A 25,208-nucleotide genomic window follows, 5' to 3' on the forward strand; every position below is an offset into this window, starting at 1 on the left:
ATGTCCGCTCATTTGTGATGAAAGCGTATACATTAGCGGGCTGGGCGGTGCTATGATTTGTATCAGAAGGAGGGATTGGCGTTGACGCTGGGTGATCGGAGCAAAATGATTTTGGATGAATTAGTGAGTAATCCAAGGGTCACGAGTATGGTATTGGAAAAGAAATACGATCTTTCGCGTCGTCAGCTTGGCTACAGTTTTAACAAAATTAATGATTGGTTATTGTCGAAGAATCTTCCTGTCATTGAACGAACGCGGCAGGGTCATTTCATCATTGATCAGTCGGTGTTTACGAAGCTGAATGCTGATGAGGAAGTCACTCCTTTGGAAAGATCCTTTTTCACGGAAGAGCAGCGGGTGTATTTGATCCTGATGATGTTGTTAAGCCGTGAGGAAGAGCTGTCGCTCAGTCATTTTACCTCTGAACTTCATGTGAGTAAAAATACGGTGCTGAATGATTTAAAGCACGTGCAGCAATTTGCAGGCGACTATGAATTATCGATTCGTTATGCGAGAAAGTCAGGCTACCTGTTAGAAGGAAAAGAGTTTCAAACGCGTAAGCTGCTCATCAATGTCACCTATCAATTGATTCAGCTGAGCGGGGGGATGGAGCAGTTAAAGGAAATTACCGGCATACAGGAGGAAGAATTAGAAGATATTCGTAAGCGGATCGAAAAGGTGGAAGCGAAGCTCAGCCTTAAGTTTACGGATGAAAAACTGGCTACGATGCCGTTTATTCTCTGTCTCATTCTTAAACGGATTGAGAAAGGACAGCAGGTTCGTTCGTTTTCGATAGCGTATGAAGAATTATCGGATACGAAGGAGTATTTAGCGACGGAGGAAATTTTTCAAGAGTTAAAAGAAATTCCGGAGCAGGAACGACTGTTTATGACGCTGCATTTATTGACGGCGAACGTGTACTGGTCGGAATATCTTTCGGAGAATGATAGTGTTCCCAATTTACTTCCGGCGATTGATCAAATGGTGAGGCAGTTCGAGAAAAGTGCATGCATCTACTTGCAGGATCGTGAACAGCTGCTGAACAAGCTGCTTCAGCACGTGAAGCCTGCGTATTACCGCATTAAGTACGAACTGACGGAAACGATTGAAGTACAGGAGGCTTTAAGCAAGGAGTTTAAAGAGCTGCATCACTTAGTGAAACGATCGACGGGTCCGTTAAAGGAACGAATCGGTCAGGGTATTCCTGAAAATGAGCTGACGTTTATTACGATGCTGATCGGCGGCTGGATGACGAAGCAGGGCGACAGTATTCAAGAGAAGGTGAAGGCAATTGTCGTTTGTCCACAGGGCGTATCTGTTTCACGGCTGATGTACAACGAACTGCGGGAGCTCTTTCCTGAGTTTGTCTTTCTCGATTCGCTCTCCGTTCGAGAGTTTTTAACGTATGGCTTAGCGTACGATATCGTTTTTTCAGCCACGTCTTTAGAAACGGACAAACGCTTGTTTATTACAAAAGCGTTCCTCGGCTGGGAAGAGAAGTACCGATTGAGAAAGCAAGTGATGCTCGAACTGCACGGGTATATGGCCAACGATATTAACGTCAGCCATTTGCTCGACATTATTAAAAATCACGCCGTCATTGAAAATGAAAATGAATTAACGAGAGAGCTGGAGCGTTATATTCACCGGGATGAAGCTTCGTCCTTAAAGCAGCAGTCGAAGTCGAGAGATGCGAACCTCAACGAACTGATCTCACCCCGCCATATTACAGTAAAGCATTCGAGTGCTTCATGGGAGCAGGCGGTGGAGGAAGCGGCACGGCCGCTGCTTGAGACGGGGCAGATCTGCCGTGAATACGTGGAGGCCATGGTATCAAACACCGACCGCGATCCTTATATTATGATCGGGCCGAACATGGCGATTCCTCATGCGGCTCCGGAAGAAGGAGTCAATGAGGTAGGGATGAGCCTGCTGCGGTTAAGAAAAGGTGTGGCTTTTAATGACGATTATACGGTTAATCTCATCGTGGTTATTGCCGCAGTTGATAAGCAGCAGCACATTCATGCGCTTATGCAGCTGATGAAGCTTGCTGGTTCAAAGAAAGACCGTGACCGCATGATTGAGGCCAATTCCGTCCATGAAATACACGACGTACTAACAGATTATTCAAACGAGTAGACAACAGATAGAGGTGAAGAAAGTGAACGAACTGTACTTTGATGAATCGATCATCCTGCTGGACATTGAATCGGCCACAAAAGAAGATGTCCTCACACAAATGGGTCAGAATCTAGTCGACAAAGGGCTGGTCAAGCCTTCGTTTATCCAGGCGATTATTGACAGGGAAGCAGAATTTGCTACGGGTCTTCCGACAGAGGGGTTCTCAGTAGCGATTCCCCATACGGATATTGAGCACGTGCTTCATAAAACGATCAGCGTCGGCATTGTAAAAGAGCCGGTTGATTTTGGAGTCATGGGCGATGACAGTGAGACAACGCCGGTAAAAATCATTTTTTTATTAGCGATGAATGAAGCTCATTCACAGCTTTCGCTGCTGCAGAAGCTGATGCAGCTTTTCCAAAATGAAGACACGCTGAGATATCTCGCGGAGGAAAGCAGCAAAACGAAAATGAAAGATTTTATCGAAAAGAAACTGGATTTCGCAAAATTATAAGGAGGTTTTTCAAATGAAAAAGAAACAAGTATTGGTGGCATGTGGAGCAGGAATCGCAACATCTACGGTGGTCAACGGAGCAATTGAAGATATGGCGAAGGAAAATGATTTAAAGGTAGATTTGGTTCAAATTAAAATTTCTGAAGTGGGCGGCTATGAAGAAACAGCTGATCTGCTCGTCACTACTGCGATGACGAAGAAGGAATACCCGTTCCCGGTCATCAATGCACGTTCATTCTTAACGGGGATTGGTACGGAAGATACGAAGAAGCAGATTTTAGAAGAATTAAAGAAATAGATAAAAGGAGAGGAAGCAAGGGTTAATCAATGAGCTGAGGGAGGATGAATGACATGCAAGGTTTTGTAGATATTGTTCAAGGATTTTTGGACTTAGGGGCAACGGTTATTTTACCCGTGGCAATCTTCCTGCTCGGACTTTTGTTCGGGCAGAAACCGGGGAAAGCGTTTCGCTCGGGTTTAACGATTGGCGTCGCGTTTGTTGGTATTTTCTTAGTCGTTGATCTGCTCGTGAACAACTTAGGTCCGGCGGCGCAGGGCATGGTCGACCGTCTGGGTGTGGAGTTAAACGTCATTGATGTGGGCTGGCCTGCTACGTCGTCGATTGCGTGGGCGTCAGTCGTTGCTGCCTTTATCATTCCTTTAGGATTAGTTGTAAACGTTGTCATGCTCGTAACGAAGACTACAAAAACGATGAACGTCGACATTTGGAATTTCTGGCACTACACGTTTATGGCAGCGATGGTGTATGCGGTTTCCGGAAGTATCGTGCAAGGGTTAATTGCCGCGGTATTATTCCAGATTGTCTGCTTGAAAGTGGCCGACTGGACGGCACCGATGGTCAGTGAATTTTATGAGCTGCCGGGTGTATCGATTGCGACAGGAAGTACCATTTCCTATGCGCCGGGAATCTTCTTAGTTCGTCTGCTGCAAAAAGTACCTGGAATTAAAAATTGGAATACTGACCCGGATACGATCCAAAAACGATTTGGAATTTTTGGCGAATCGATCTTTATCGGGCTTTTCTTAGGAGCAGCGATTGGATTGCTTGCCGGCTATGGTGCAGGTGAAGTCATTGAGATTGGTATGGCGATGGCAGCTGTTATGGTGCTCATGCCGCGTATGGTTAAGATTTTGATGGAAGGGTTAATGCCGGTTTCTGAATCTGCACGTGAATGGTTATCGAAGCGGTTCGGTGAACGAGAAATTTACATCGGCCTGGATGCGGCAGTTGCTCTTGGTCATCCGGCTGTCATTTCAACTGCACTGATTCTCGTGCCGGTTACTGTCGTGTTAGCTGTAATTTTACCAGGCAATGCGCTGCTTCCATTCGGGGATTTAGCGACGATTCCGTTTATCGTAGCCTTTATCGTCGGAGCGGCGAAAGGAAATATCGTACACTCTGTCATTGTAGGAACCGTTATGATTGCTCTTTCTCTTTATTTAGCGACAGACGTGGCCCCGATTTTCACAGAAATGGCCGTCAATGCTGACTTTGATATGCCAGAAGGATCTGCCCGTATTTCTAGTATTGACCAGGGCGGAAATCTCGTAAACTGGATCATTTATAAAGTATTTGCTCTATTTAACTAAGTAAGGAGGTCACTCGAATGAAAGCATTAGTGAAAACGGAATTAGGCTTTGGTCATTTAGAGCTTCAGGATCGAAACGTTCCAGCAGCCGGGCCCGATCAGGTGAAAATCGAAGTCAAATACGCAGGCATCTGCGGCTCAGACATTCATACGTATGAGGGGCATTACCGTGTCGCTGCCCCTGTGACGTTAGGACATGAATTTTCCGGAGTAGTGGTGGAAGTGGGCGAAGGCGTGACGGAATTTAAGCCCGGCGACCGCGTCACTTCTGAAACAACCTTCTATATTTGCGGCGAATGTGAATACTGCCAGTCGGGTGACTATAACCTGTGCAATCATCGAAAAGGACTCGGCACCCAGCAGGACGGTGGTTTTGCCAAATATTTAATTGCTCGAAAAGAAAGCGTCCACCATATTCCTGATAACGTTGATGATCAATCCGCCGCGATGACCGAGCCGTTAGCGTGTACGTACCATGCGGCAGCGAAAACTGAGATTGAGAAAGACGATGTCGTTGTTGTGATCGGTCCGGGCCCGATCGGCTTATTTACCGCACAAGTTGCGAAAAGCCGGGGTGCGAGGGTGATCATTACAGGCTTAACGAATGATAAAGTACGCCTTGATAAGGCAAAAGAGATCGGACTTGATTATGCCGTTGATACGCAGACAGAAAATATTAAAGAGCTCGTCGATCATTTAACCGACGGCTACGGAGCGGACATCGTCTTTGAATGCTCAGGAGCAGCTCCCGCAGCGAAACAGGGACTCGACCTGCTGCGGAAAAAAGGACAGTACGCCCAGGTCGGCATTTTTGCCAAGCCGGAAGTAGCCTTCGATTTAGAAAGAATTATTCAAAAAGAAATTCGAGTAGTCGGCAGCCGCAGTCAAAAGTCAGCAGACTGGGAGCCGTCGCTTGAGTTGATGAACAACGGCAGCGTCAACGCGAAAGCACTAGTAACTCACGAATTTGACATCACCCAGTGGAATGAAGCATACGAAGCCATCAAAAGCGGTGAAGCGATTAAAGTACTGCTTAAACCAGTTTAAAGAAATGAGGGAGACACATGGTTGATGCATTGTTAGATTTCATGTTAGGACCCATGCGCGGAATCGGTGATTTTTATTTTGAATACCAGGCGATTTTTAACACGATCATTGTAGGGGCAGCGATCTATAAAATTTTCACGGCGAAGCGACAGGAAACGGCAAGCTGATGAAAGCCCTCAATTTATACGGTAAGCAGGATCTGCGCTTTGAAGATACGAAAAAACCGGCGATTGAACAGAATGATGACGTCATTGTGAAAGTAAAGGCGGCAGGGATCTGCGGGTCGGATCTCTCTCGTTATAAAAAGCTCGGACCCTACGTTGAAGGCATGACCTTTGGACACGAGTTCTCCGGTGAAGTAGCAGCGGTCGGTCCGAGCGTTCAACATTTAAAAGCCGGAGATCGGGTGGCTGGCTGCCCTGCCTATTACTGCGGAGCATGCGAAAGCTGTCAAAAAGGTGACCTCTCACGCTGCGAACACCTTACCGTTATAGGCGCCCGCCACCCTGGATCTTACGCCGAATACGTCAAGCTGCCAGCAGAAAATATCATCCCGCTGCCGGATGAAGTAGACTTTGAAACAGCTGCTTTAATTGAACCCTCTGCAGTCGTCGCTCACGGTTTCTATCGGACGAACATGCAACCAGGCGCAGAAGTAGCGGTCATGGGTTGTGGCAGCATTGGATTATTAGCCATCCAATGGGCAAAAATTTTCGGTGCCAAGAAAGTGTACGCCATTGATATTGATGATACGAAATTACAAGTCGCTAAAGACGTCGGCGCTGATGTGCTTGTAAACGGCAGACAACAGCCGGCCCACGAACAGATCATGGATCATACCAGCGGCCGGGGCGTTGATACTGCCATTGAATCTGCCGGGTCGCCGGTCACGTCTGCTGAGATCTTCGCGCTTCCGAAAAAAGGAGGCGAGGTTGTTTTCATGGGCATCCCTTACGCCGATATTCAAATCGAACGCTATTTCTTTGAACGCATTGTCCGCAATGAACTGCGCGTACTCGGCTCGTGGAATGCGATTTCTTCTCCTTTTCCCGGAAAGGAATGGGATGCGACGGTCCACTATATGAGCACCGGCCAGCTGAACGTTGAGGCTATGATTTCACATAAACTGCAGCTTTCTGAAGGCCCGGAGACGTTTGATGAAATGATTCAAGGAAAAGGTTCGTATGTCAAGGTGCTGCTGCAGCCATAAAACACCCATGATTAGCCAAACGCTAATCATGGGTGTTTTTGAATTTTTACGAGCACTCCCACAAATACCCACAAACCCCTTACATCCCCTTGATATCTCTATGAAAATATCTTCCAATTACTAACTTTCAAGACTGATTCTTCCTCAAATATTTCAATCCAACAACAAAATAGACACAAAGATAAAAATTATTTTTCAACCCCCATGAGGACCTTTTAACCAGCAGATCTGATCCATACGGAACCGAAATATATTGGAATAATGCATTTACTAAGGATTTCAATCATAAATAGGTGGAATTTTCTTGGAAACAAAGGAAACTAACACCATAGATATTGATGGATATGCGCTATTTTACCCCTTTAAACTAAATCTTGTATGTAATAAATATGATATATATTTTAACCCATGTGTAACCTACAGGACATTTTCTTCTAGTATATTAGTCTGCGGATTAATGAAAGTTTCTATTTAATAAGCTCTCATCCAAATACATGAAAGTCGGAACATTTGCTATGGAGGTAAAACATGGTAGTTGAACTAAGTATCATTATTATTCTAGGTTTGATCGCTTTTTTCCTTGGTGCTAAGGAGAAGATGAAGAACAACAAAAATATAGAAAGCATTCCGGTGCGGGTCAATGTCAATGGCATACGCGGAAAGTCGACGGTGACACGGTTAATCACCGGGGTTCTGCAGAAGGCGGGCTACAAGACGGTCGGTAAAACGACAGGAACCGATGCGCGGATGCTGTACTGGTTTGATGCGCAGGAGGAGCCGATTCAGCGCAGGATGGAAGGCCCGAACATCGGCGAGCAGCGGAAGGTGTTGGATAAAACGGTACAGCTGGAAGCGGATGCGCTTGTTAGTGAGTGCATGGCGGTGAAGCCGGATTATCAGGTGATTTTCCAAAACGAGCTGCTCCAGGCGAATATCGGCCTGATTGTAAATGTGCTGGAGGATCACATGGACGTGTTAGGCCCAACGCTTGAAGAGGTGGCTGATTCATTTGGGGATGCGATCCCTTATGACGGAGATTTGATCGTCAATGAAAGTCCGTTTGTTCCTCACTTTAAAGAGATGGCTGAACAACGGAATACGAAGGTGCATGTATGTGATACGTCGCTCATTTCTGAAGATTTCTTGAAAAAATTCGAATACATGGTGTTCCCGGAAAATGCAGCCTTAGCGTTAGCCGTTGCGGATATTTTAGGTATTGATTATGAGACTGCGAAGCAGGGAATGCTTGAGGCTTGGCCGGATCCGGGGGCGATGCAGATACTGCCGATCGGTGATCAGCACAATCCAAGCTTTCTCGTCAATGGATTCTCAGCGAACGATCCGACCTCCACTCTGAATATTTGGGAGCGCGTTAAGCAGTTGAGTTATCCGACACAGGATCCCGTCATCATTATGAACTGCCGGGAGGACCGCGTCGATCGAACAGAACAGTTTGCGAAGCAGGTGCTGCCGCATCTTCCTTGTGAAACATTAATCTTAATGGGAGAAACGACAGGGCCGATTGTTGATGCTTATAAGAATGGGGCACTGCCTGTAAGGAATCTTCTTGATCTAGAAGGCTATGAAACCGAAGAAATTGTCCGCGTGCTTCAGCCATTCTTAACTGCTAAAACGATTTATGGGATTGGCAATATCCATGGCGGTGCAGAAGAATTAGTCACTCGATTGGAACAAAAGAAAATTATAAAAGGAACGGCATAGAAAGGAATTCATTATGTTTGTATTTGATACTGGAGATGTATATTTAGCGTTAGTTGCTGGAATCGTTCTTAGTTTATTTTATACCGAGAAAACAGGCGTCCTGCCGGCGGGACTTGTCGTGCCGGGTTATATCGCCATGCTGTTTACGTTCCCGGTCAGCATTGCGGTCGTCTTTATGATCAGTTTTCTTACGTATTTAATCGTTATGAAGGTGATTGCGAAGTTCACCATCTTATACGGCCGCAGGAAATTTACGGCGATGTTAACCGTGGGCATTATTCTTAAAATCAGCTTTGATATGGCTGTCCCGGGATTTTCAACCCCGGATATCGTCGACGGCATGATGGCGATTGGAGTTATAATCCCCGGGTTGATCGCCAATACTATTCAAAAACAAGGCGTACTGCCGACTACAGCAAGCACATTGCTGCTTAGCGGCGTAACCTTTGGAATCGTAACTTTATCAAGTGTAATTGGAGGAGGCATTTAAAATGGAAGCAACTTTAAATTATAGAAAAAATAGACAAGCCAAGAAGGAATCAAAATTAACGTTTAGCCAATGGGTGTTAAAAACAATCAAACGCCATAAGAAGCGCACAACCACAGATGCTACGTTGGGATTAATCGTTACTGCAGCTCTTTGTTTAATCAACCTGGTATAATCCAATGAATAAAAACAAAACGTTCAACATCATTCTCATCAGCTTGTTTATCATTATTCTTATTCTGCTTAATATAAGGCAGAGCGGGATCATTGATGAACAAAATGCAAAAGACGATGATTATAAGTTGAACGACTCAGCTCCCGACGAAGAAGAGGTTGGCTCTTATGGTGTAACATCTGATAGTACGATTGCGACGGAAGTAGGCATGAAAGTATTAGAACAAGGCGGAAACGCCGTTGATGCAGCAATAGCCGTAAGTTTTGTGCTAGGCGTCGGGGAGCCCTACGGTTCAGGGATCGGCGGAGGCGGAACGATGCTGATCCACCCGGAAAAAGGGAGTGACAAGTCTCCTGTTATTTATGATTATCGCGAAGTTGCGCCCGAGTCAGAGGAACTGCCGGAAAGTGGTACCGGTGTGCCGGGATTTGTACAGGGAATGTATGACGTGCACGACGATTTCGGAACGGTCGATATGGAGCAGCTCATTGAGCCGTCGATTAATTTCGCCAGCAACGGTGTGACCGTTTCTGAAACACTGCACAACCGGCTGAATGATGCCGAGTACCGCATGCCCGACTTAGATCATATGTATCCTGACGGCGAACCCATTGAAGCGGGCGAAATCCTAAAGCAGCAGCAGCTGGCGGATACGCTGAAAGCCATTAAGGAAGAGGGACCAGACGCTTTTTATAAAGGCGAACTGGCTGAAGAAATTACCGGCAAAGAAGATAAAATCAGTGAAGAAGATTTAGAATCTTATAAAGTAGAAGCATCAGAACCGATCGAAGGTCAGTTCGGCGATTACGATGTATTAGCGCCGCCCCCGCCATCCGGCGGCATTATGCTGCTGCAAAGCCTGGAAATGGCCGAGATGCTTCAAATCGAAGAGACAAAAGATAAACCGATTGATTTTGCCATGATGATGGGCATGATTAACCGTGTCAGTTACACGGATCGTCTGGAAAAAGTAGGAGATCCGGAATTTACTGACGTTCCAACGAAAGAAATGCTTTCAGAAGATCACATTAAGGACCTCGCATCCAAAGTGGAGGGTTCTGAGCTTTCCGATGAATACCGCTCGAAACTGGATTCCGATGCCGACTTAGAAGACCATGAGAACACGACCCATTTCGTCGTCGTCGATCAAGACGGGATGATGGTATCCGTCACGAATACGCTCAGTAACTTCTTTGGATCCGGCGAGTACGTTGAAGGCTTTTTCTTAAACAATCAATTGAAAAACTTCAGCAACAGCAAAAACTCACCAAACAAACCGGAACCGGGTAAACGTCCATTCAGCTATACGACCCCGGCCGTCCTGGCTAAAAACGGGAATCCGGTGATTGGAATCGGAGCTTCTGGTGGTCGGAGAATTACGCCAATCATCTCTCAGCAGTTAGTCCGCACGGTGAAATTCAATGAGCCGATCCAAGCGGCTGTCGAAGAACCGAGAACCTTCCTTGAGTTGGATAAAGATAAGCTGCAGGTGGAAAATGATTATGTGTTATTAGAAGACCCAGAAGAAGATTTAGACGTAAACGTTGAATACTCGGACCGCACCTCCTACTTCGGAAGCGTCCAGGGACTCGTCATCGATTACGAAAACGACAGCATCCACGGCGCCAGCGACCCAAGAAGACAAGGCAGCTGGGAGTCAGAATGATAGAAGTATAGAGGATAGTTGAAGTAAAGGACGATAGAGGATGATAGCTGGTACCAGGTACACAAAAGGGGAAAACCTGTACCTGGTACAAACTACCCATCAATAAAAAAAGCCTGCAGGAAAATCTTATTTTCCTGCAGGCTTTTTTGCATTTTCAATAGGAAACTTTAAATTTTGGCTCTCTTGGGTGTACCAGGTACGCAAAAAGAGGGAGATTGTACCTGGTACACGCAGGCCTCAAACAGCAAAATTCCTACTCCATTACATAGTGAAATATTAATTTTCGCTATGATTGAGGTACCAGGTACACCAACAGGAGATGACTGTACCTGGTACCAAATCTCTTCACCGTATTCCGTTGCATACTGCTTCAACATATCGGTGGAATTCGTCGGTCTGCGTCTTCCCGCGCTCCAATCTGTTATTTGTTCCAAAGAAGACTTCGCGCTGTGCCGTACTCAGTTCAAGCTGCACACCCATGCCTCTTTTATTGCGGTTCACGATATTCCGCGCATCAACCCCGGCGATTGCACTGGCATCCGGCAAAACCTCTGCACTGAACCCTGCAGCGATTAATGATTCGCATACCTTCTTTCGTCCGGAGCGATCAGCACCGCCGACAAGTGTATGCTTCCACTTCGCCTCCTCGTATCCATGATAAGCGAGCGAGTACGAGTGAGCAGCAGCCATGCGCAGCGCTTCTGGTTCATCAAATTGAGTCGAAGACACGTGGAGCTCTTGATTACCCTTACGGCGAATCCCTTCAAAGCAATAATAGGAAAAACGTCCGTCTTCAGCAGTTGCCACAGCAAGCTCCGAGCAACCAGCTTCAATACCGCCGCCATGAATAGCCATAATGAGAACATTTGAATCATGGATTTCACTTACGATGGCGTAGTCTCGCCCGAGTTCTGTTTCTTTTTTAAGCTCATCAAATGTATTGTACAACGTTCCCATCGTCATCTTTCCTCTCTGTCCTGATCGTTAGGGCGTTATTTTCCTGCGTTAGGTCGCTACCTCCAGCCGTTACAGTGTGTGTGTACCAGGTACGCGGAAATCAAGAACCTGTACCTGGTACATACGAACATGGTACATTCACACCCTCAATCCCTTACAATTATCAATTTTAGAACAAAAATAGTAGTTAAAATGTAAATTTCACTATTGTAAAGGTACCAGGTACACAAAATAGAGAAGGCTGTACCTGGTACCCAAAACACCTCTCTACAAAAAAATCTCAAATAAAAGTGATCCACTTTAATATCTCTTACGTTAGCTACATAGGAACACCAAAAATCAAAAGGAGAGTGAACTACTTATGAAGAAAACCATCAAACGCACATTACTTACACTGACAGCCGTCACCCTGCTCACCCCATCCATCGCGATGGCACACGATCACGAGGAACCTACAGCCACAGCAATAACACCGGCAGCTGACCTCAGAACGACGCTCGACCAGCTATTGTCTGAACACTTCACCTTAGCCACGACCGCAATGATGAAAGATTACCATGACGCCGAAGATACAGAACAAGCGTATCAGGCTCTTGACGAGAATGCCAAAGACATGACACCGGCAATTGAATCCGTCTACGGCGAAGAAGGAGCGGCTCAGTTTGAAGAGATTTTCATTAACCATAATGACTACTCTCCAGACTTCGTAGAAGCCGCGAAAAATGATGCAGCCTTACGAGAGGAAGCAGAAGCCGAAGTTGATGAATTCGTTGAAGAATTCAGCGAATTTTTAGCTACAGCGACTGAAGATAACCTGCCAAAAGAAGCGGCTGAGGAAGTCATCGCCGCACATGAACAGGACGTCATCCAAACGTTCGATCACTACACAAATGAAGAATACGAAGAAGCGTACGGTACCTATCGTGAAGGGTTCCACCGCATGTTTGACATCAGCAAAGCTCTCTCAACAGCGATCACAACCCAAATGCCGGACAAATTTGACAACAGTAAAGCCGATACCCCGGCCGCTGACCTGCGCTCAAACTTAAACAGCCTGGCAGCGGAACATTTCGCGCTCGCCTCCCTTGAAATGCAAAAGGGCTACGATCAAGCAGCCGATTATGATTTTGTCACCTGGGCGGAGGACATGCACACTAAAGATTTCAAAGCAGCGATTGAATCGATCTACGGAACGGAAGGCGCTGAACAATTTGAAAGCGTCTGGCAGCAGGATCACATTAACGCGCAGTCCGATGTGATCACGGCTGCCCTTGAAGAAGATGAACAACTGCGCAGCCAATCCGAAGAAAGTCTTCAAGCTTTTGCTGAAAACTTCGGAGGATTCCTCTCTGAAGCAACAGAAGGCAAAATGCCGGCTGAAGACGCCACTCAAGCTATCTGGCAGCACGAAGAACAAGTTCTGCAAACCTTTGATCACTATACCGAAGCCAATTACGACGCAGCTTACGACTCCTTCCGCGAAGGATACGGTTTCATGTTCGGCATCGGGGAGAATTTAAGCGAAGCTATTGTTTCACAGATGCCGGATAAATTTGCAGCTGATGACATGCCGTCTGATATGCCGAAGACAGGACTCGGCGGTACAGCTGATCAGAATTCCACCATGCTGTGGATCGCATTCGCAGCAGCTGCTGTCACAGCAGCCGGGTTTCTTAAGCGAAAAACAGCCAGCAAATAAAAGGAGGGACGGGCAATGAAGTGGAGAATCTATTTTACCATCGTGGGCTTTGTTGCCCTCTTACTCGCAATCTACAGCACCGACGTCTTCGCCAGCTGGACGGACGATACCAACGAAGGATTAGAGAGAGGACAGCTCTCCTCTGAAACACAATCTGACGAACAACTCGAGCCGCCGGAAGAAGATGTCCCATTAGATGAAGAATTCACCCTGCTGAACGACCAGCAAATTGAAAAATTCCAGCAGAGCCGGCAGGACGAAGGTATCACACCGACACACATCAAGATCCCGGCTATTGATGTTGACGCCCCGATCGAACAAGTGGGGATTCTCGACAACGGTCAGATGGGCGTGCCTGAGAACATCGATAACGTCGGCTGGTACGAACCAGGCACCAAACCCGGCGAACTAGGAAACAGCGTCCTAGCCGGCCATGTCGACAGCAAATCAGGCCCCGCCGTCTTTTTCTATCTCGACCAGCTCGAAGAAGGCGACGAAATCATCGTATCCAACGACGTCGGCGACGAACGAACCTACACTGTCCAGCAGATGGAAAGCTACCCATACACCGACGCACCCATCCAGAACATCTTTGGACCATCGGATGAAAAAAATTTGAATCTGATCACTTGTACAGGCACCTTTAACCGCGATCAAGGAACGCACGAAGAACGACTCGTCGTATATACCGAATTAGAAGAACCTGCCGAGTCAGAGGAACCAGACGCGGATTCAGAATCAACACCCCCGGATGAAATCAACATGAGCGGCAGTGTTCTGACATGGCATGCCGTCCGTGTCGAAGGCGTCGCCGGGTACCGTGTCTATAAAAGTGACGACGGTGAAAATTTTGACCACGTCTCAAGTATTTCATCGCATGAACGTAAATCGTTCACAGATAAAGAAGCAGCGGATCACGTGTATTACGTCACGACCGTTTACCTGGATGGCACAGAATCAGAACCATCGGAGAGCGTAAATCAAGAATAGAAGAGAACATTGAACGGAGTCTCAATATAAGGGGCTTCGTTTTTTTATAATTAAAAATGTTGCATTTGCAACAAAATAACCTTAAAATAATGAATAACAATAACGCAAAGGAGCCCATTATGAAGGAAATACTCCGCGAAATAGGGATGATTGCAAGAGCCTTAGATTCCATCAGTAATATCGAATTCAAAGAATATGATTTAACCAAAGGACAGTATCTGTACCTGGTACGCATCTATGAAAACCCGGGCATCATTCAGGAAAAAGCCGCCGAAATGATCAAAGTAGACCGCACAACAGCCGCCCGTGCCATCAAGAAGCTGGAAACGAACGGATTCATTGAAAAGAGAGAAGATCCACACAACAAGAAAATTAAAAAACTCTATCCTACAGAAAAAGGGGAGAAGGTGTACCCTTTGATCAAAAGAGAGAACGATTACTCCAATAGCGTGGCACTAGAGGGGTTTTCTGAAAGTGAAGCCGAAGATATTTTCCATATGCTTCAAAGAGTCAGAGACAATATCGAAAAAGACTGGGAATTTGTGAAAAAAGGAAACAAGCGAAACTATTAAAAAGGAGTGCTCGAAAATATGACGATTACAATCCGCAAGTGTACCTGCGACGATGTACCACAGCTTCAGGAAATCGGCTATACAACCTTTAAAAATACCTTCCAGCATCAAAATTCACCTGAAAATATGGAGAGCTATTTAAACAAGGCCTTTACCATTCATCAAGTGGAAAAAGAAATAGCCGCTCAGAATTCGCACTTCTATTTTATTTACGTAAAAGAAGAGCTGGCCGGCTATTTAAAGGTGAATACCGGCGAGGCTCAGACGGAGAAAATGGGAGAGGACTCGTTTGAGATTGAGCGGATCTATATCATCGATCAATTTCAAAAGCACGGGCTTGGGAAAGGTCTGCTGAATCTAGCCATCGAAATGGCAGTAGAACAGCATAAAACGAAGGTCTGGCTGGGCGTATGGGAAAAGAATGAGAATGCGATCGCGTTTTATAAGAAGATGGGTTTTGTGCAAACAGGCGCTCATTCGTTTTATATGGGAGACGAAGAGCAGACGGACATCATTATGGTAAAAAAACTATAGTAGAAAGGTGGAGACTGAATGTACATTCCGAAGCATTTTAAAATGAATGAAGATGAAGTCTATGAATTTATCAATGACAATGGATTTGCCACTCTTTTTTCACAGCATAACGGAGAACCGTGCGCGACCCATCTTCCCCTCATGTACGAAGAATCAGAACATGCGCTGTATGGTCATTTTGCCCGGGCGAATGAGCAGTGGAAGGATGCAGAGAACCAGCAGGTGCTTGCCGTCTTTCAAGGCCCTCACTGCTTCATTTCCCCGTCCTGGTATGAAACAGAGAAAGCCGTGCCTACTTGGAATTACGTCTCAGCCCACGTATATGGAAAATTGGAATTAATAGAGGACAGTCAAACGATTTACGATTCCCTCCATGAGCTGGTCGCTAAATATGAAAGCCCCGACAGTACGTACGATTTAAATGCTCTTGATCCTGGTTTTATCGAGGGGATGAGTAAAGGAATAACAGCTTTTCGAATAAAAGTGACTAAGATTGAGGCAAAAGCAAAACTAAGTCAAAACCATCCCGCGGAGCGTCAGGAGAAAGTCATTAAGCAGTTAGAGAACTCTTCCCAGGAGGATAACCGACATATTGCCTCGCTTATGAAGAAGAACCTTAAAAAGAGAGAAAACGAATTGTAAATTATGTAAAAATGAATTGATTTAATTGGATTATTCTGGAATAATTAGTGAGGGAGTGACACTACTTATAAAGGAGTGATTCAATGAAGAATCGAACAAAAGTAAGTTATCTCGCCCTGCTTCTGCTTGTACTAGTACTGGCTGCATGTTCAAACGGAGCGGACGGAAAATCAGAAGCAGAACCTGCTGATGCTGAAGAAGAAAACACAGCCTCAGAAGAAGATAAAGCAAAAGACGAGGAAAGCGACGATTCAGATGCAGAAGAGAATAATTCAAATGATACGGAGAAGGAAGATTCAGAGGATACATCTTCAGAAGAACCAAATGATGAGAATACATATGAAAAAGAAGAACAAGCCCTGGATGGATATTCTTCCGAAGAAATCGAATATGCCCGCGTCTGGCGGCAGCTAGGATCCCATCAGGACATTGAACAATTAAGTGTGGAGCATATCCCGGCCGGCACACCGCTTAATCCTGATGAGGAAATTAGTCTGAGCTATCCAGAGGATGTCGTTAAGCTTCGCGGCTCCCGCCTGGTCGATGGTGAAGGCGTAATCTATAGCGGCAATGGGGACGGTACAATTAATGTGTATGACGTGCCGATCCGTTGGTACGGCGGTTTTCCTCGTCCTGATCATCTCGATGATGATGACGTTCTTGAAGACATGGAAGACATGATTAACAACACGGAGGAAGTATACATCGAGCCGGGGAATGACGAAGAGATCATCAAGATTATCAAAAAGATAAATATTCAATAATTTAAAAGAGTACCAGGTACACAAAAGGAGAAACCCTGTACCTGGAACCGAATATCCATTAAAAAAGAAAGCTTGCGGGAAAAACAACATTTTCCCGCAAGCTTTCTTTGCTTTCTTACATATACAAGAGCAAATTTATTAATTTCCTATCTTTTTTTGGTACCAGGTACACCAAAATTGAAAGTCTGTACCTGGTACACATAAAGGGAGCAGCAAACAGCTGCTTCCTAAACACATCGATCACAAACCAACCTGGCCTGCAGCGTATGTGGCGTCTTCTGTACTGTACCCCTCATACACTAGTTGATCGATTAAACCCTGTCTTGAAAAAGAAGTATAATCCAGATAGTCTTGAGCCGCAATAACAGCCTGTTCTCTCCAGTCCACCGTAATATTATCTACAGCGTATGCCGCATCTTCTGTGCTGTATCCTTCATACTGTAATTGGTCGATTAAACCTTCCCTTGAAAAAGCCGTATAATCAATATAGTCTTGAGCTGCAATAACCGCCTGCTCTCTCCAGTCCACCGTAATATTGTCTACAGCGTATGTGGCATCCCCTTGACTGAATCCTTCATATTCTAATTGCTCGATCAGCCCTGTTTTAGAGAAAGCGGTGTAATCAAGGTAGCTTTGAGCCGTACGAACAGCTTGTTCTTGAGGACCCGTTACGCTGTTTTCTTCAGCTTCTTTAGCTTCCTGTTCTTCTTTTTGAGCCTGCTCTTCAGCTTCCTTAGCTTCTTGCTCTTCTTTCTCTTTTTGAGCCTGCTCTTCAGCTTCTTTATCTTCCTGCTCTTCTTTCTCTTTCTGAGCCTGCTCCTCAGCTTCCTTAGCTTCCTGCTCTTCTTTCTCTTTCTGAGCCTGCTCCTCAGCTTCCTTAGCTTCCTGCTCTTCTTTCTCTTTCTGAGCCTGCTCCTCAGCTTCTTTATCTTCCTGCTCTTCTTTTTCTTTTTGAGCCTGCTCCTCAGCTTCTTTAGCTTCCTGTTCTTCTTTCTCTTTCTGAGCTTGCTCTTCAGCTTCTTTGTCTTCTGCTGAGGCTTCAACTGCAACCTCATCAGCAACAGGCGCCTCTTCAGCGATCGATCCTAAAATCACGGCTAGAACTACAAAGGCAAACAGAAAACCACCTGATTTAGCAAAGTTTCTGCCCCTGCTCCCCTTACCTTTCACGAAGGCCAAGACAACAAAAACGACCATCCCTGCTAAAGCCGCTAGCATTAAGATTAATAAAATTGTTTCCCAGGGAGAATCATCACCCGTTGATCCAAAGATCATGGATAAAGCTAAAAGTGCGAACAGAAAACCACCGGACTTAGCAAAGTTACGAAGTCGGTTCTCCCTCCCTTTGACGAAGGCTAAGACAGCAAAGAATATCATGCCTGCTAAAGCCGCTAACATTAAAATGAATAAAAATGAATCCATTGATTAATCTCCCCTTATTAAGTTTTACCCCTCATTCTGATTCTATTATACCACTTCAAAAGCCATGCTTACTCTCGTAATTCATGTTACTAATTAAATACCAAGTCATACTCTCTTGCCTTATCATTATTAGAGATGGAGCCTTTCACGCAGTTTGATTTCTTTTCAAAGAATGGCCGCCAAAATATGTTTCGATTTTCTGGAAAAACATTTGTAGGAAATTACCAAATACCTAAGGAACTGATGTAAACTTCCTAATAGAGGGGCAGCTAGAATCTAATGAATTTTGATCACTTCAAATTAAACAGCTGTCTCTATAAGGAGTTCTATTATTATTTTCAATGAAAGAAAGGTGTCGGCCATGAAAGAATCAGAAGCATTTAGAAAATTTAACATCGTATTTTATTCCATTGTTCTTATATGCGGGGCAGTCTTCATCATTGTTTCTATCTCAGGTTTTAATGAAATGGAGAGATCAATTCTTCATCTCTTAATAGGGATCCTTTTAGTCATTAAAAGCATACTCAGCTTGTATAAGAGTTTTAGCAGCCGCTTCAATCATTAAATGGTAGGAATATAAAGTGCTTATAAAGAGGTAATACAAATCGAACAACATAATTATTTTCTCTCAAATAACAGGTTGTCACTAAGGGAATTTAAAGAATCAGAGGGAGTTATAAATGAACAAAGAAAAGCTTTTTAAAATGATGGCTGCAGCCAGCTTAATTATTTGTGCAGGGGTGTGGGTTCCAAATGTAGTATTTCAAGTCGCTAGTCCATGGTGGATGGTTATATTTATTATAGCGCCCGCTGGAATTGTATTTGCCGGTTTGATTAAGAATTACTGGCTGATTGTATTGAATACCATTATGCTGTTTAGTTTTTTTATTCTCATGTTTACTGGATATTTTGTGAATTCCATAACAGATGGGAAGCCATAACAAATAGATGAAAAAGACCATAGATAACAAACATCTACGGTCTTTTTCCGAAATGGGTGTAGCTTTTTTATGCCTGATCGAGACCATTTTTCTTATAGATATAAATGAAAATAACCAAAGAGATACAAAGCGAACCTAAGAGAACGCTTGTATCCGTTACATTCCATTGATACGCATGATTCAAGGATAGTGATTCAGCTAAATTGGCTAAGACCCCGCCATACGTGTAGTTTAATATTTCAGCTAAATCTTCATTGAAAGCCCGAAGTACAGGTGTCGATGTTAAGATGAGCAAGATCGGTGTACTGACCAGGGAGGCCTGCGCTTGGTTCTTCGCATAGATCCCAATAATATATCCAATTACAATACTGATTAAGCTGGCAAGGGTCGTAATAACAAGATAAGTAAGTAACGGGATGTCTCCGAAATTCACGCCGCTTGCCGGTACCAAAAGAATATTAGTAGTTAGTAAGATGAGTAATGTTGGAATCATACTGCCGATAAAATACTCTCCACCTTTAACTGAAGATGTCATTAATACACGTAAGGTATGTTTCTCTTTTTCTTCAGCTATAGGCGAACTGCTCATGGATATACCAGCGATAGCAATGTTGAAAATCAGGCCGAAGCTTAGTAAAAAACCACTGGTGGAAAAAGGTGCTCCTGCCTCCCCGGCTACTACATCCGGCATAAGACTGCCCATAATAATCACAAATCCTATAGAGAAAATAGGGGTGAAAAGTATACTCATATTGCTTAGGATCAGTTTTAATCTCAATTGAAGAACGGCGTTTGTTTTTCTAAATGATTGTTTCAAACCAATTCCCTCCCGGTTACTTCTAAAAAGACTTTTTCTAAATTTGGCTCACATGAATGGATGGTTAAAAGTTCATCATTAATCAGCCATTGATGAATCTGTTCAATGGTCTCGGTCGAATGGGACAAAATTAGCTCTTTTTCATCCCTCAGTAATATTTGATAACGTTTATCTTGATTGTATTTAAGAGCCAAAGCTTTGGGTGAATCATGTTCTACAATCAAACCATCATTCAGTAGGGCGACGTGATCGCATAATTTCGCGGCTTCGTCCATATTGTGAGTGGTCAGAAATATGGCTGTTCCATCTTCCTTTAATTCTTCAAGTAAGGCGTGAATGGCTTCACTTGTTACAGGATCCAGCCCGCTGGTTGGCTCGTCTAAAAACAGCACCTTCGGCTGATGCAGCATCGCTCGAGCTAGAATCAAACGCTGTTTCATCCCCTTGGATAAATTTTTGGCCGTTTTATTCTTATGTTCAAATAGACCAACCTTTTGGAGGAGGTCGTCCACCCGTTTTCTTTCAACATTCAATAACTTAGCGAATGCTCTCAAATTATTATAGACGGACAACCTTTCGTATAACCCGCTGTTATCCGTCACAATCCCTAAGTGTTCATAAATTGTTTCATCAATTCGTTCCACAGGATGACCTAAAACAAAAGCCTGCCCGGAAGATTGGGCCAGCTGTCCGGTTAAGATTTTAATCGTTGTCGTTTTGCCGGAGCCTGAAGGACCTAGAAAACCAAAGATTTCTCCTTCATGAACTGAAAAACTTATATTTTTTAAAGCCGTTTCATCCTTGAACTTTTTTGATAAATGTTCAACTTGGATTAATTTTTTTCTCACGTTTCCTCTCTCCTTCATGAATGATGTGATGAATTTCCATCTAGGATCTACTTTAATGAAAAACAGGAGAAATGTCGTAAATATCCGTTGAACAGTACCAGTTAAAAGCTTAAATGTAACAAAAAGAGGCTGAAATCAATCCATTTCAACCTCAAATGTACGCTAAAATTCTATTAATGATTTCATTTCTTCTAATCGATTTCTTGAGAGTGGTAATTTTGCGTTAGGATTCCCTTTTAGAATTAAAGTATAACTATTTTTTGAATAGCTCACTAGTTCCGAAACTCGCTGTAAATTGACTAAATAAGATCGGTGGCAGCGAAAGAATCCAAAATGGGTTAACTTGTCTTCCAATTCATTCATCGTTAAATCAGTAGGAAAATATTCTTCTCCTATTCGAATGTTACTTACACTGTTAATACTTTCAATAAAATCAATTTCATCCGGGCTGAAGAAAATGGTTTTATCTGCAGACTTACTCGATACTTTATACACATGATTCGGTCTAATACTTGGGTCATTTTTATCCATTGGTATTAATGGACTTTCGTTAGAGAGATCAGTCTTCTCTAGACCAATCAATCGATTGTAGCGATAAATCTCATCGCTTACCAACAATAATTCCTCTAAGTAATGAGAGGTAAATAAAATAGCGGTATGATTTGTTTGAAAGTGCTCTAATGCTTTGATATAGAGTTCGATTCCATCATCATTGGAGTTGCTTAAAGGGCTTTGAATTAATAACACTTTGGGGGAAAATAAGGACATTCGAAATAAGCTGACTCTTCTTTTCTGATCAAGGGATAATCGGCTGATCTTTGTATTCCATACATCGGATAAAGAAAAAATGCCAATAAACTCTTCCAAAGGTTGCTGGAAACCAGCAATTTTCTTAAAGATTTTTAAATAGGTATAGACGGTTAAATTCTCATATAATCCATCTTCAGTAAATTCCGTTACTATGCCGCTTGTTTCTTTTTTTATACGGCCGCTGGAAGGCGTTAGTTCTCCGGATAAAAGTTTGAAAAGAACAGTACTTTCTTTATTCGTCATCTTTATTCCAATTTGAGATTTTTCTTTTATCATTAAATTAATATCTTTTAATACTGTCTGGTTGTCTTCTTGTTTCATGACATTTTCTAAAGTCAGTAATGACAATGAGAACACGCCTTTCCTCATTTATGTATGATTGACATCATGTTTATTATGGTCAAAAAAAACGGAAAAGAAAAGAGGTTCATCTGGTACATGCTGATCCATTTAAAAATGGACAGCTGTAAAGAAGAGGAGGAATTTTAATGAGCACCTTTTTATTCTTTATGGGATTTTTTGTGTTATTTTTAAGTTTCTTTATCACTCCTATAGGTACTTCAAATGCACTAATGATTTCAGTCGTTTTGTTTTTCACAGCCGTCATTCTTTCAAAAAGGAAAAAAGGTAGAGAAAACATTTATAAAGGAGGGGGAGTAAAATGGTAGATTTAAGCGAAAAACCAGTTATCGTCGGAGATAAAATTATTCTAAGACCTTTTAAACAGGATGACTTTCCTTATATAGAGGAATGTTTAAAGGATCCCGAAGTCATCAAACTGACCGGAAGCACCTCGGAATTCGACAGGGATGCCGTTTACAATTGGTACAATACTAGAAATGAGCAGGCTGACCGCTTAGATCTAACAATTGTAGATTCCTCCCAGGAGATCGTAGTGGGGGAAGTGGTCATCAATTTATACGACGAGAAGCGCCACAGTATGAATTTTAGAATACTTATCGGACCCAGAGGAAGAAACCGCGGGTTGGGAACGGAGGCAACCCGTCGTATCATTGATTACATCTTTAGAAATACAACACTCCATCAAATAACTTTGAGTGTGTATGACTTCAACCCGAGAGCGAAGAATGTTTATAAAAAGGCAGGGTTCGTTGTAGAAAGTATCGAAGAAAAAGAGCTGGAGTTCGAGGGAGAGTGGATTGATTCCATCAATATGAAATTAACAAGAGAAGAATGGCTGCTTATAGACACTGTTCGATAAAATAGAAGCGGGTGCATAGTAGGAAAGCACCCGCGGCTTCTAATTTATTTTTTTCTCTTTGTTTTTTTCATCGATCGTAAGAGGTAGCCTCCTTTGAATTTACGCGGCTCGTAAGAAATCACAAAGGCATTTGGGTCATATTCTTCGATGGTCTTCATCACATTATCCTCCAGGCTTCTTTTCGTCAAAATCTGCAGCTGGTAACGGATCCCGTCTTTTCCCGTTCCTTCAAATACAGTGACGCCGTACCCGTTGTTCCGCAGCGTGGCGACCAGTTCAGTATTCTTGTTCAGTAAGTTAACCGTAAGCGTTGTATAGCCTAAAGCCAATTTGTTTTCGATGTAATTTCCTAAAAATATTCCTGCGGCAAAACCTAAGGCATAGACAAGCATTTCTGGAATGCTCTGCTCGCCGCTGAGGACAATGGATAAACCAAATACATAGATTAACGCTTCGAGAAATCCAAAAATAGCAGCAAGCACGCTCATGTTCTTAACAACAAAAATGATTCGAAGGGATAAGGTTGGCACTAAAATAATTTGTAATATAAAAATCAATAAGATGTTAGGCATTGGGAAAACCTCTCTAATGATAGATTTCTAATGATGATCTATCTTTCAATTTACCAAAAATAAGAAATTGTGGGAAGTATCTCGTTTTATAAGATGAGCGTTGAGGATGTTAGATTGAGAGAAGCCTGCCTTAAAAGCTCTCTCCTGTCATCACACTCATAAAATCTTTGAAAAACAGCGGATAATCGAATTGAAAGGCGATATCATGCAGCTTGGCCGTTTCTTCAAATTCGATATAAGGGCGGATGTCGGCAATGCTTTGTCCTCTTAGAATCCCCGTAGCTGTGGTGTCGATATGCACGGGCAGCTGTCGATAGTGAAACATGTCAGGGTGCAGCGGAGCCATCATAGTGAGCGCGTCGTGGACTGGGCTACCTTTGATGTCAGGGTTTCTGCTTTTATAAAATTCATAATAGTAGTCTAAAAGTTTTTTCACGATTGTCGTTTGTTCTCTTGCACCGATGTACTCGGCCATTTCAGGTGTTACGATGGCGTGATCGGTCACATTCAGTGGAATAATTTTGACGTTCTCAGCGTAGGTGAGTACAATTTTTACAGCAACAGGGTCGGCGTGAAAGTTAGCTTCGGATACAGCGGTTACGTTACCCGGCACCCAGAAGGCTCCCCCCATGATATAGTATTCCTTCACTTCTTTCATGAGCGACCGATATAAAATGAACATTGTGGCCAGCGCGGTGAGCCTGCCGATGTTTATGATGGTGAGTTCGTCCCGATGATTATTAATGATGTCGACTATTTCAAAAAAGTTCTCCGTTTCGCCTTCATACTGCTCCGGCGTAATCGGCCCCAATCCATACTCCCCATGAATCTCCGGATAAAACGTAGGGGTACCGCCGGTCATGGGGGCTTCGGCACCCCCGATGATGGGAATAATCTTTTCCTCTTCAAAGTGTTCAAATAAATAATGAACATTTCCGACCGCCACATCTCTTGGCACGTTTCCATAATCGGCTACGATTCCGACTACTTCAATATCATCATTAAAATAGGCATAGATAAGGGCAATCACATCGTCTACTCCGATATCCCCGAAGACGAGAACTTTCTTTGCCATACGATCCCCTCCGCGTCCCGTAATTTTTATCGTTATATTAGTTGATGTAAGTATATGGGAAATATGACTGTGAAAAGTGTATTCATTTCAAGCGCGTTTTATATACATTCGTGCAGATGATAAGGTTGACGGTAAACGAAAGAAATTGTATTCTGTTAATAGAAAGGTCGTTCTACCTAATTGATAAAGGAGGCCAGAATATGTCTGTCAAAAAAGATACGCTACTTCAAGTAGCAGAACGTTTATTTTATGAGCATGGATTTCGAGGCGTCGGATTAAAGCAGATTATTACGGAAGCGAATGTAGCAACTATGACGCTGTACAACCATTTTTCTTCTAAGGACAATTTAGTTGAGGAAGTGCTCAAGCAACGGGAAGAACGCTACTGGTCTTACCTGGATGAACATGTAGAAATGGATTCAGAGTCGCCGTTCATCCTGGCTGTGGAAGCTCATGGCCGCTGGTTAAAAGATGAATCCTACAGGGGATGTATGTTTTTACGAGCGATCGAGGATTATGCGGGAACGGATAATGAAATTGAAACCATTGCGCGAGGTCACAAATCCAAATTACTCCAATACTTTCAGCAGCTGGCTCAAAGGAAAGGAAAAAATAACGAAAGTGATTTAGCTCATCAATTCACATTACTGCTGGAAGGAACGACATCCATGACAACACTAATTGGTGCAGAGAAAGCAACTGAACATTCAATTGCGATGGCGAGGACACTTGTCTAACATCCATCGTAATTTTTTTACCATCAAATTAGAAAGGTCGTTCTATATAAAAAT

At 43.6% G+C, this 25,208-nt stretch carries 28 protein-coding genes; 21 read left to right on the plus strand and 7 right to left on the minus strand.

Annotated elements, in window-relative coordinates; translation table 11 throughout:
• Positions 1 to 81 precede the first annotated feature (81 nt).
• The 11 genes from ACGTNH_RS03375 to ggt all read left to right on the plus strand — a co-directional run bounded on the left by ACGTNH_RS03375 (position 82) and on the right by ggt (position 10,552).
• Positions 82 to 2,139, plus strand: a complete 2,058-nt coding sequence (locus tag ACGTNH_RS03375; protein ID WP_394584984.1) for a BglG family transcription antiterminator — start codon at positions 82 to 84, stop codon at positions 2,137 to 2,139.
• A 22-nt stretch (positions 2,140 to 2,161) separates the two neighbouring features.
• Entirely contained in the window at positions 2,162 to 2,635 is a 474-nt protein-coding gene (locus tag ACGTNH_RS03380; RefSeq protein WP_394584985.1) for a PTS sugar transporter subunit IIA, read from the plus strand.
• A 13-nt stretch (positions 2,636 to 2,648) separates the two neighbouring features.
• Positions 2,649 to 2,933, plus strand: a complete 285-nt coding sequence (locus ACGTNH_RS03385) for a PTS sugar transporter subunit IIB (RefSeq protein ID WP_394584986.1) — start codon at positions 2,649 to 2,651, stop codon at positions 2,931 to 2,933.
• Positions 2,934 to 2,986: 53 nt separating this feature from the next.
• Positions 2,987 to 4,246, plus strand: a complete 1,260-nt coding sequence (locus tag ACGTNH_RS03390) for a galactitol-specific PTS transporter subunit IIC (RefSeq protein WP_394584987.1) — start codon at positions 2,987 to 2,989, stop codon at positions 4,244 to 4,246.
• Positions 4,247 to 4,263: 17 nt separating this feature from the next.
• Complete coding sequence (locus ACGTNH_RS03395) at positions 4,264 to 5,292, plus strand: zinc-binding dehydrogenase (protein ID WP_394584989.1); 1,029 nt, start codon at positions 4,264 to 4,266, stop codon at positions 5,290 to 5,292.
• A 17-nt stretch (positions 5,293 to 5,309) separates the two neighbouring features.
• A complete protein-coding gene (locus tag ACGTNH_RS03400) occupies positions 5,310 to 5,459 on the plus strand; it encodes a hypothetical protein (protein ID WP_394584991.1) in 150 nt (49 codons plus the stop codon).
• A complete protein-coding gene (locus ACGTNH_RS03405; RefSeq protein ID WP_394584992.1) occupies positions 5,459 to 6,502 on the plus strand; it encodes a galactitol-1-phosphate 5-dehydrogenase in 1,044 nt (347 codons plus the stop codon). The genes ACGTNH_RS03400 and ACGTNH_RS03405 overlap by 1 nt, the downstream gene beginning before the upstream one ends.
• A 528-nt stretch (positions 6,503 to 7,030) precedes the next feature.
• Positions 7,031 to 8,224, plus strand: a complete 1,194-nt coding sequence (gene pgsB / locus ACGTNH_RS03410) for a poly-gamma-glutamate synthase PgsB (RefSeq protein WP_394584993.1) — start codon at positions 7,031 to 7,033, stop codon at positions 8,222 to 8,224.
• 13 nt (positions 8,225 to 8,237) lie between these two features.
• Positions 8,238 to 8,714: a poly-gamma-glutamate biosynthesis protein PgsC gene (gene pgsC, locus ACGTNH_RS03415; protein WP_188377459.1), complete on the plus strand. Its 477-nt coding sequence runs from the start codon at positions 8,238 to 8,240 to the stop codon at positions 8,712 to 8,714.
• A gap of 1 nt (position 8,715) precedes the next feature.
• Positions 8,716 to 8,886 (plus strand): hypothetical protein, encoded by a 171-nt coding sequence (locus ACGTNH_RS03420; RefSeq protein WP_394584994.1) that lies wholly within the window; start codon positions 8,716 to 8,718, stop codon positions 8,884 to 8,886.
• A 4-nt stretch (positions 8,887 to 8,890) separates the two neighbouring features.
• Positions 8,891 to 10,552 carry a gamma-glutamyltransferase gene (gene ggt, locus ACGTNH_RS03425; RefSeq protein WP_394584995.1) on the plus strand — a complete coding sequence of 554 codons (1,662 nt, stop codon included), beginning with the start codon at positions 8,891 to 8,893 and terminating at the stop codon, positions 10,550 to 10,552.
• 345 nt (positions 10,553 to 10,897) lie between these two features.
• Here the strand turns inward: ggt and ACGTNH_RS03430 are convergent, their stop codons facing one another.
• On the minus strand, positions 10,898 to 11,509 hold the full coding sequence (locus ACGTNH_RS03430) for a poly-gamma-glutamate hydrolase family protein (protein WP_394584996.1): 612 nt from the start codon (positions 11,507 to 11,509) through the stop codon (positions 10,898 to 10,900).
• Positions 11,510 to 11,939: 430 nt separating this feature from the next.
• On the opposite strand from ACGTNH_RS03430, the gene ACGTNH_RS03435 reads away from it, so the two are divergent.
• The 6 genes from ACGTNH_RS03435 to ACGTNH_RS03460 all read left to right on the plus strand — a co-directional run bounded on the left by ACGTNH_RS03435 (position 11,940) and on the right by ACGTNH_RS03460 (position 16,710).
• Positions 11,940 to 13,208, plus strand: a complete 1,269-nt coding sequence (locus ACGTNH_RS03435; RefSeq protein ID WP_444875028.1) for a copper amine oxidase — start codon at positions 11,940 to 11,942, stop codon at positions 13,206 to 13,208.
• 15 nt (positions 13,209 to 13,223) lie between these two features.
• Entirely contained in the window at positions 13,224 to 14,198 is a 975-nt protein-coding gene (locus ACGTNH_RS03440) for a class F sortase (RefSeq protein ID WP_394584998.1), read from the plus strand.
• Positions 14,199 to 14,317: 119 nt separating this feature from the next.
• Positions 14,318 to 14,770, plus strand: a complete 453-nt coding sequence (locus ACGTNH_RS03445; protein ID WP_394584999.1) for a MarR family winged helix-turn-helix transcriptional regulator — start codon at positions 14,318 to 14,320, stop codon at positions 14,768 to 14,770.
• Positions 14,771 to 14,788: 18 nt separating this feature from the next.
• Positions 14,789 to 15,304 carry a spermidine/spermine N(1)-acetyltransferase gene (gene paiA, locus ACGTNH_RS03450; RefSeq protein ID WP_394585000.1) on the plus strand — a complete coding sequence of 172 codons (516 nt, stop codon included), beginning with the start codon at positions 14,789 to 14,791 and terminating at the stop codon, positions 15,302 to 15,304.
• 18 nt (positions 15,305 to 15,322) lie between these two features.
• Entirely contained in the window at positions 15,323 to 15,946 is a 624-nt protein-coding gene (locus tag ACGTNH_RS03455; RefSeq protein WP_394585001.1) for an FMN-binding negative transcriptional regulator, read from the plus strand.
• A gap of 83 nt (positions 15,947 to 16,029) precedes the next feature.
• Positions 16,030 to 16,710 (plus strand): YdeJ family lipoprotein, encoded by a 681-nt coding sequence (locus ACGTNH_RS03460; protein ID WP_394585003.1) that lies wholly within the window; start codon positions 16,030 to 16,032, stop codon positions 16,708 to 16,710.
• A 240-nt stretch (positions 16,711 to 16,950) separates the two neighbouring features.
• Here ACGTNH_RS03460 and ACGTNH_RS03465 read toward each other — a convergent pair whose 3' ends face one another.
• On the minus strand, positions 16,951 to 18,132 hold the full coding sequence (locus ACGTNH_RS03465; RefSeq protein ID WP_394585005.1) for an Ltp family lipoprotein: 1,182 nt from the start codon (positions 18,130 to 18,132) through the stop codon (positions 16,951 to 16,953).
• 680 nt (positions 18,133 to 18,812) lie between these two features.
• Here ACGTNH_RS03465 and ACGTNH_RS03470 point away from each other — a divergent pair.
• Entirely contained in the window at positions 18,813 to 19,073 is a 261-nt protein-coding gene (locus tag ACGTNH_RS03470) for a hypothetical protein (RefSeq protein WP_394585006.1), read from the plus strand.
• Positions 19,074 to 19,140: 67 nt separating this feature from the next.
• Here the strand turns inward: ACGTNH_RS03470 and ACGTNH_RS03475 are convergent, their stop codons facing one another.
• From ACGTNH_RS03475 to ACGTNH_RS03485, 3 genes are all read right to left on the minus strand, one after another.
• Complete coding sequence (locus tag ACGTNH_RS03475; protein ID WP_394585007.1) at positions 19,141 to 19,890, minus strand: ABC transporter permease; 750 nt, start codon at positions 19,888 to 19,890, stop codon at positions 19,141 to 19,143.
• On the minus strand, positions 19,887 to 20,738 hold the full coding sequence (locus ACGTNH_RS03480; RefSeq protein WP_394585008.1) for an ABC transporter ATP-binding protein: 852 nt from the start codon (positions 20,736 to 20,738) through the stop codon (positions 19,887 to 19,889). The genes ACGTNH_RS03475 and ACGTNH_RS03480 overlap by 4 nt, the downstream gene beginning before the upstream one ends.
• A gap of 162 nt (positions 20,739 to 20,900) precedes the next feature.
• Positions 20,901 to 21,905 carry a LytTR family transcriptional regulator DNA-binding domain-containing protein gene (locus ACGTNH_RS03485; protein ID WP_394585010.1) on the minus strand — a complete coding sequence of 335 codons (1,005 nt, stop codon included), beginning with the start codon at positions 21,903 to 21,905 and terminating at the stop codon, positions 20,901 to 20,903.
• Between the two features lie 131 nt (positions 21,906 to 22,036).
• On the opposite strand from ACGTNH_RS03485, the gene ACGTNH_RS03490 reads away from it, so the two are divergent.
• Positions 22,037 to 22,216 carry a hypothetical protein gene (locus ACGTNH_RS03490; RefSeq protein WP_394585011.1) on the plus strand — a complete coding sequence of 60 codons (180 nt, stop codon included), beginning with the start codon at positions 22,037 to 22,039 and terminating at the stop codon, positions 22,214 to 22,216.
• Positions 22,210 to 22,770, plus strand: a complete 561-nt coding sequence (locus tag ACGTNH_RS03495; RefSeq protein WP_394585013.1) for a GNAT family N-acetyltransferase — start codon at positions 22,210 to 22,212, stop codon at positions 22,768 to 22,770. The genes ACGTNH_RS03490 and ACGTNH_RS03495 overlap by 7 nt, the downstream gene beginning before the upstream one ends.
• A 44-nt stretch (positions 22,771 to 22,814) precedes the next feature.
• On the opposite strand, the gene ACGTNH_RS03500 is transcribed toward ACGTNH_RS03495, so the two are convergent.
• Both ACGTNH_RS03500 and ACGTNH_RS03505 read right to left on the minus strand, forming a co-directional pair.
• On the minus strand, positions 22,815 to 23,342 hold the full coding sequence (locus tag ACGTNH_RS03500) for a DUF2179 domain-containing protein (RefSeq protein WP_394585014.1): 528 nt from the start codon (positions 23,340 to 23,342) through the stop codon (positions 22,815 to 22,817).
• 130 nt (positions 23,343 to 23,472) lie between these two features.
• The gene (locus ACGTNH_RS03505) at positions 23,473 to 24,417 is read right to left on the minus strand and encodes a nucleoside hydrolase (protein WP_394585015.1); all 945 of its coding nucleotides are present in this window, start codon (positions 24,415 to 24,417) and stop codon (positions 23,473 to 23,475) included.
• Positions 24,418 to 24,617: 200 nt separating this feature from the next.
• Between ACGTNH_RS03505 and ACGTNH_RS03510 the strand changes: the two genes are divergently transcribed.
• Positions 24,618 to 25,154 carry a TetR/AcrR family transcriptional regulator gene (locus ACGTNH_RS03510; protein WP_394585017.1) on the plus strand — a complete coding sequence of 179 codons (537 nt, stop codon included), beginning with the start codon at positions 24,618 to 24,620 and terminating at the stop codon, positions 25,152 to 25,154.
• Positions 25,155 to 25,208 lie beyond the last annotated feature (54 nt).

Source organism: Halobacillus sp. B23F22_1 (assembly GCF_043497005.1).
In the GTDB taxonomy this organism is placed as follows: Bacteria; Bacillota; Bacilli; order Bacillales; family Halobacillaceae; genus Halobacillus_A.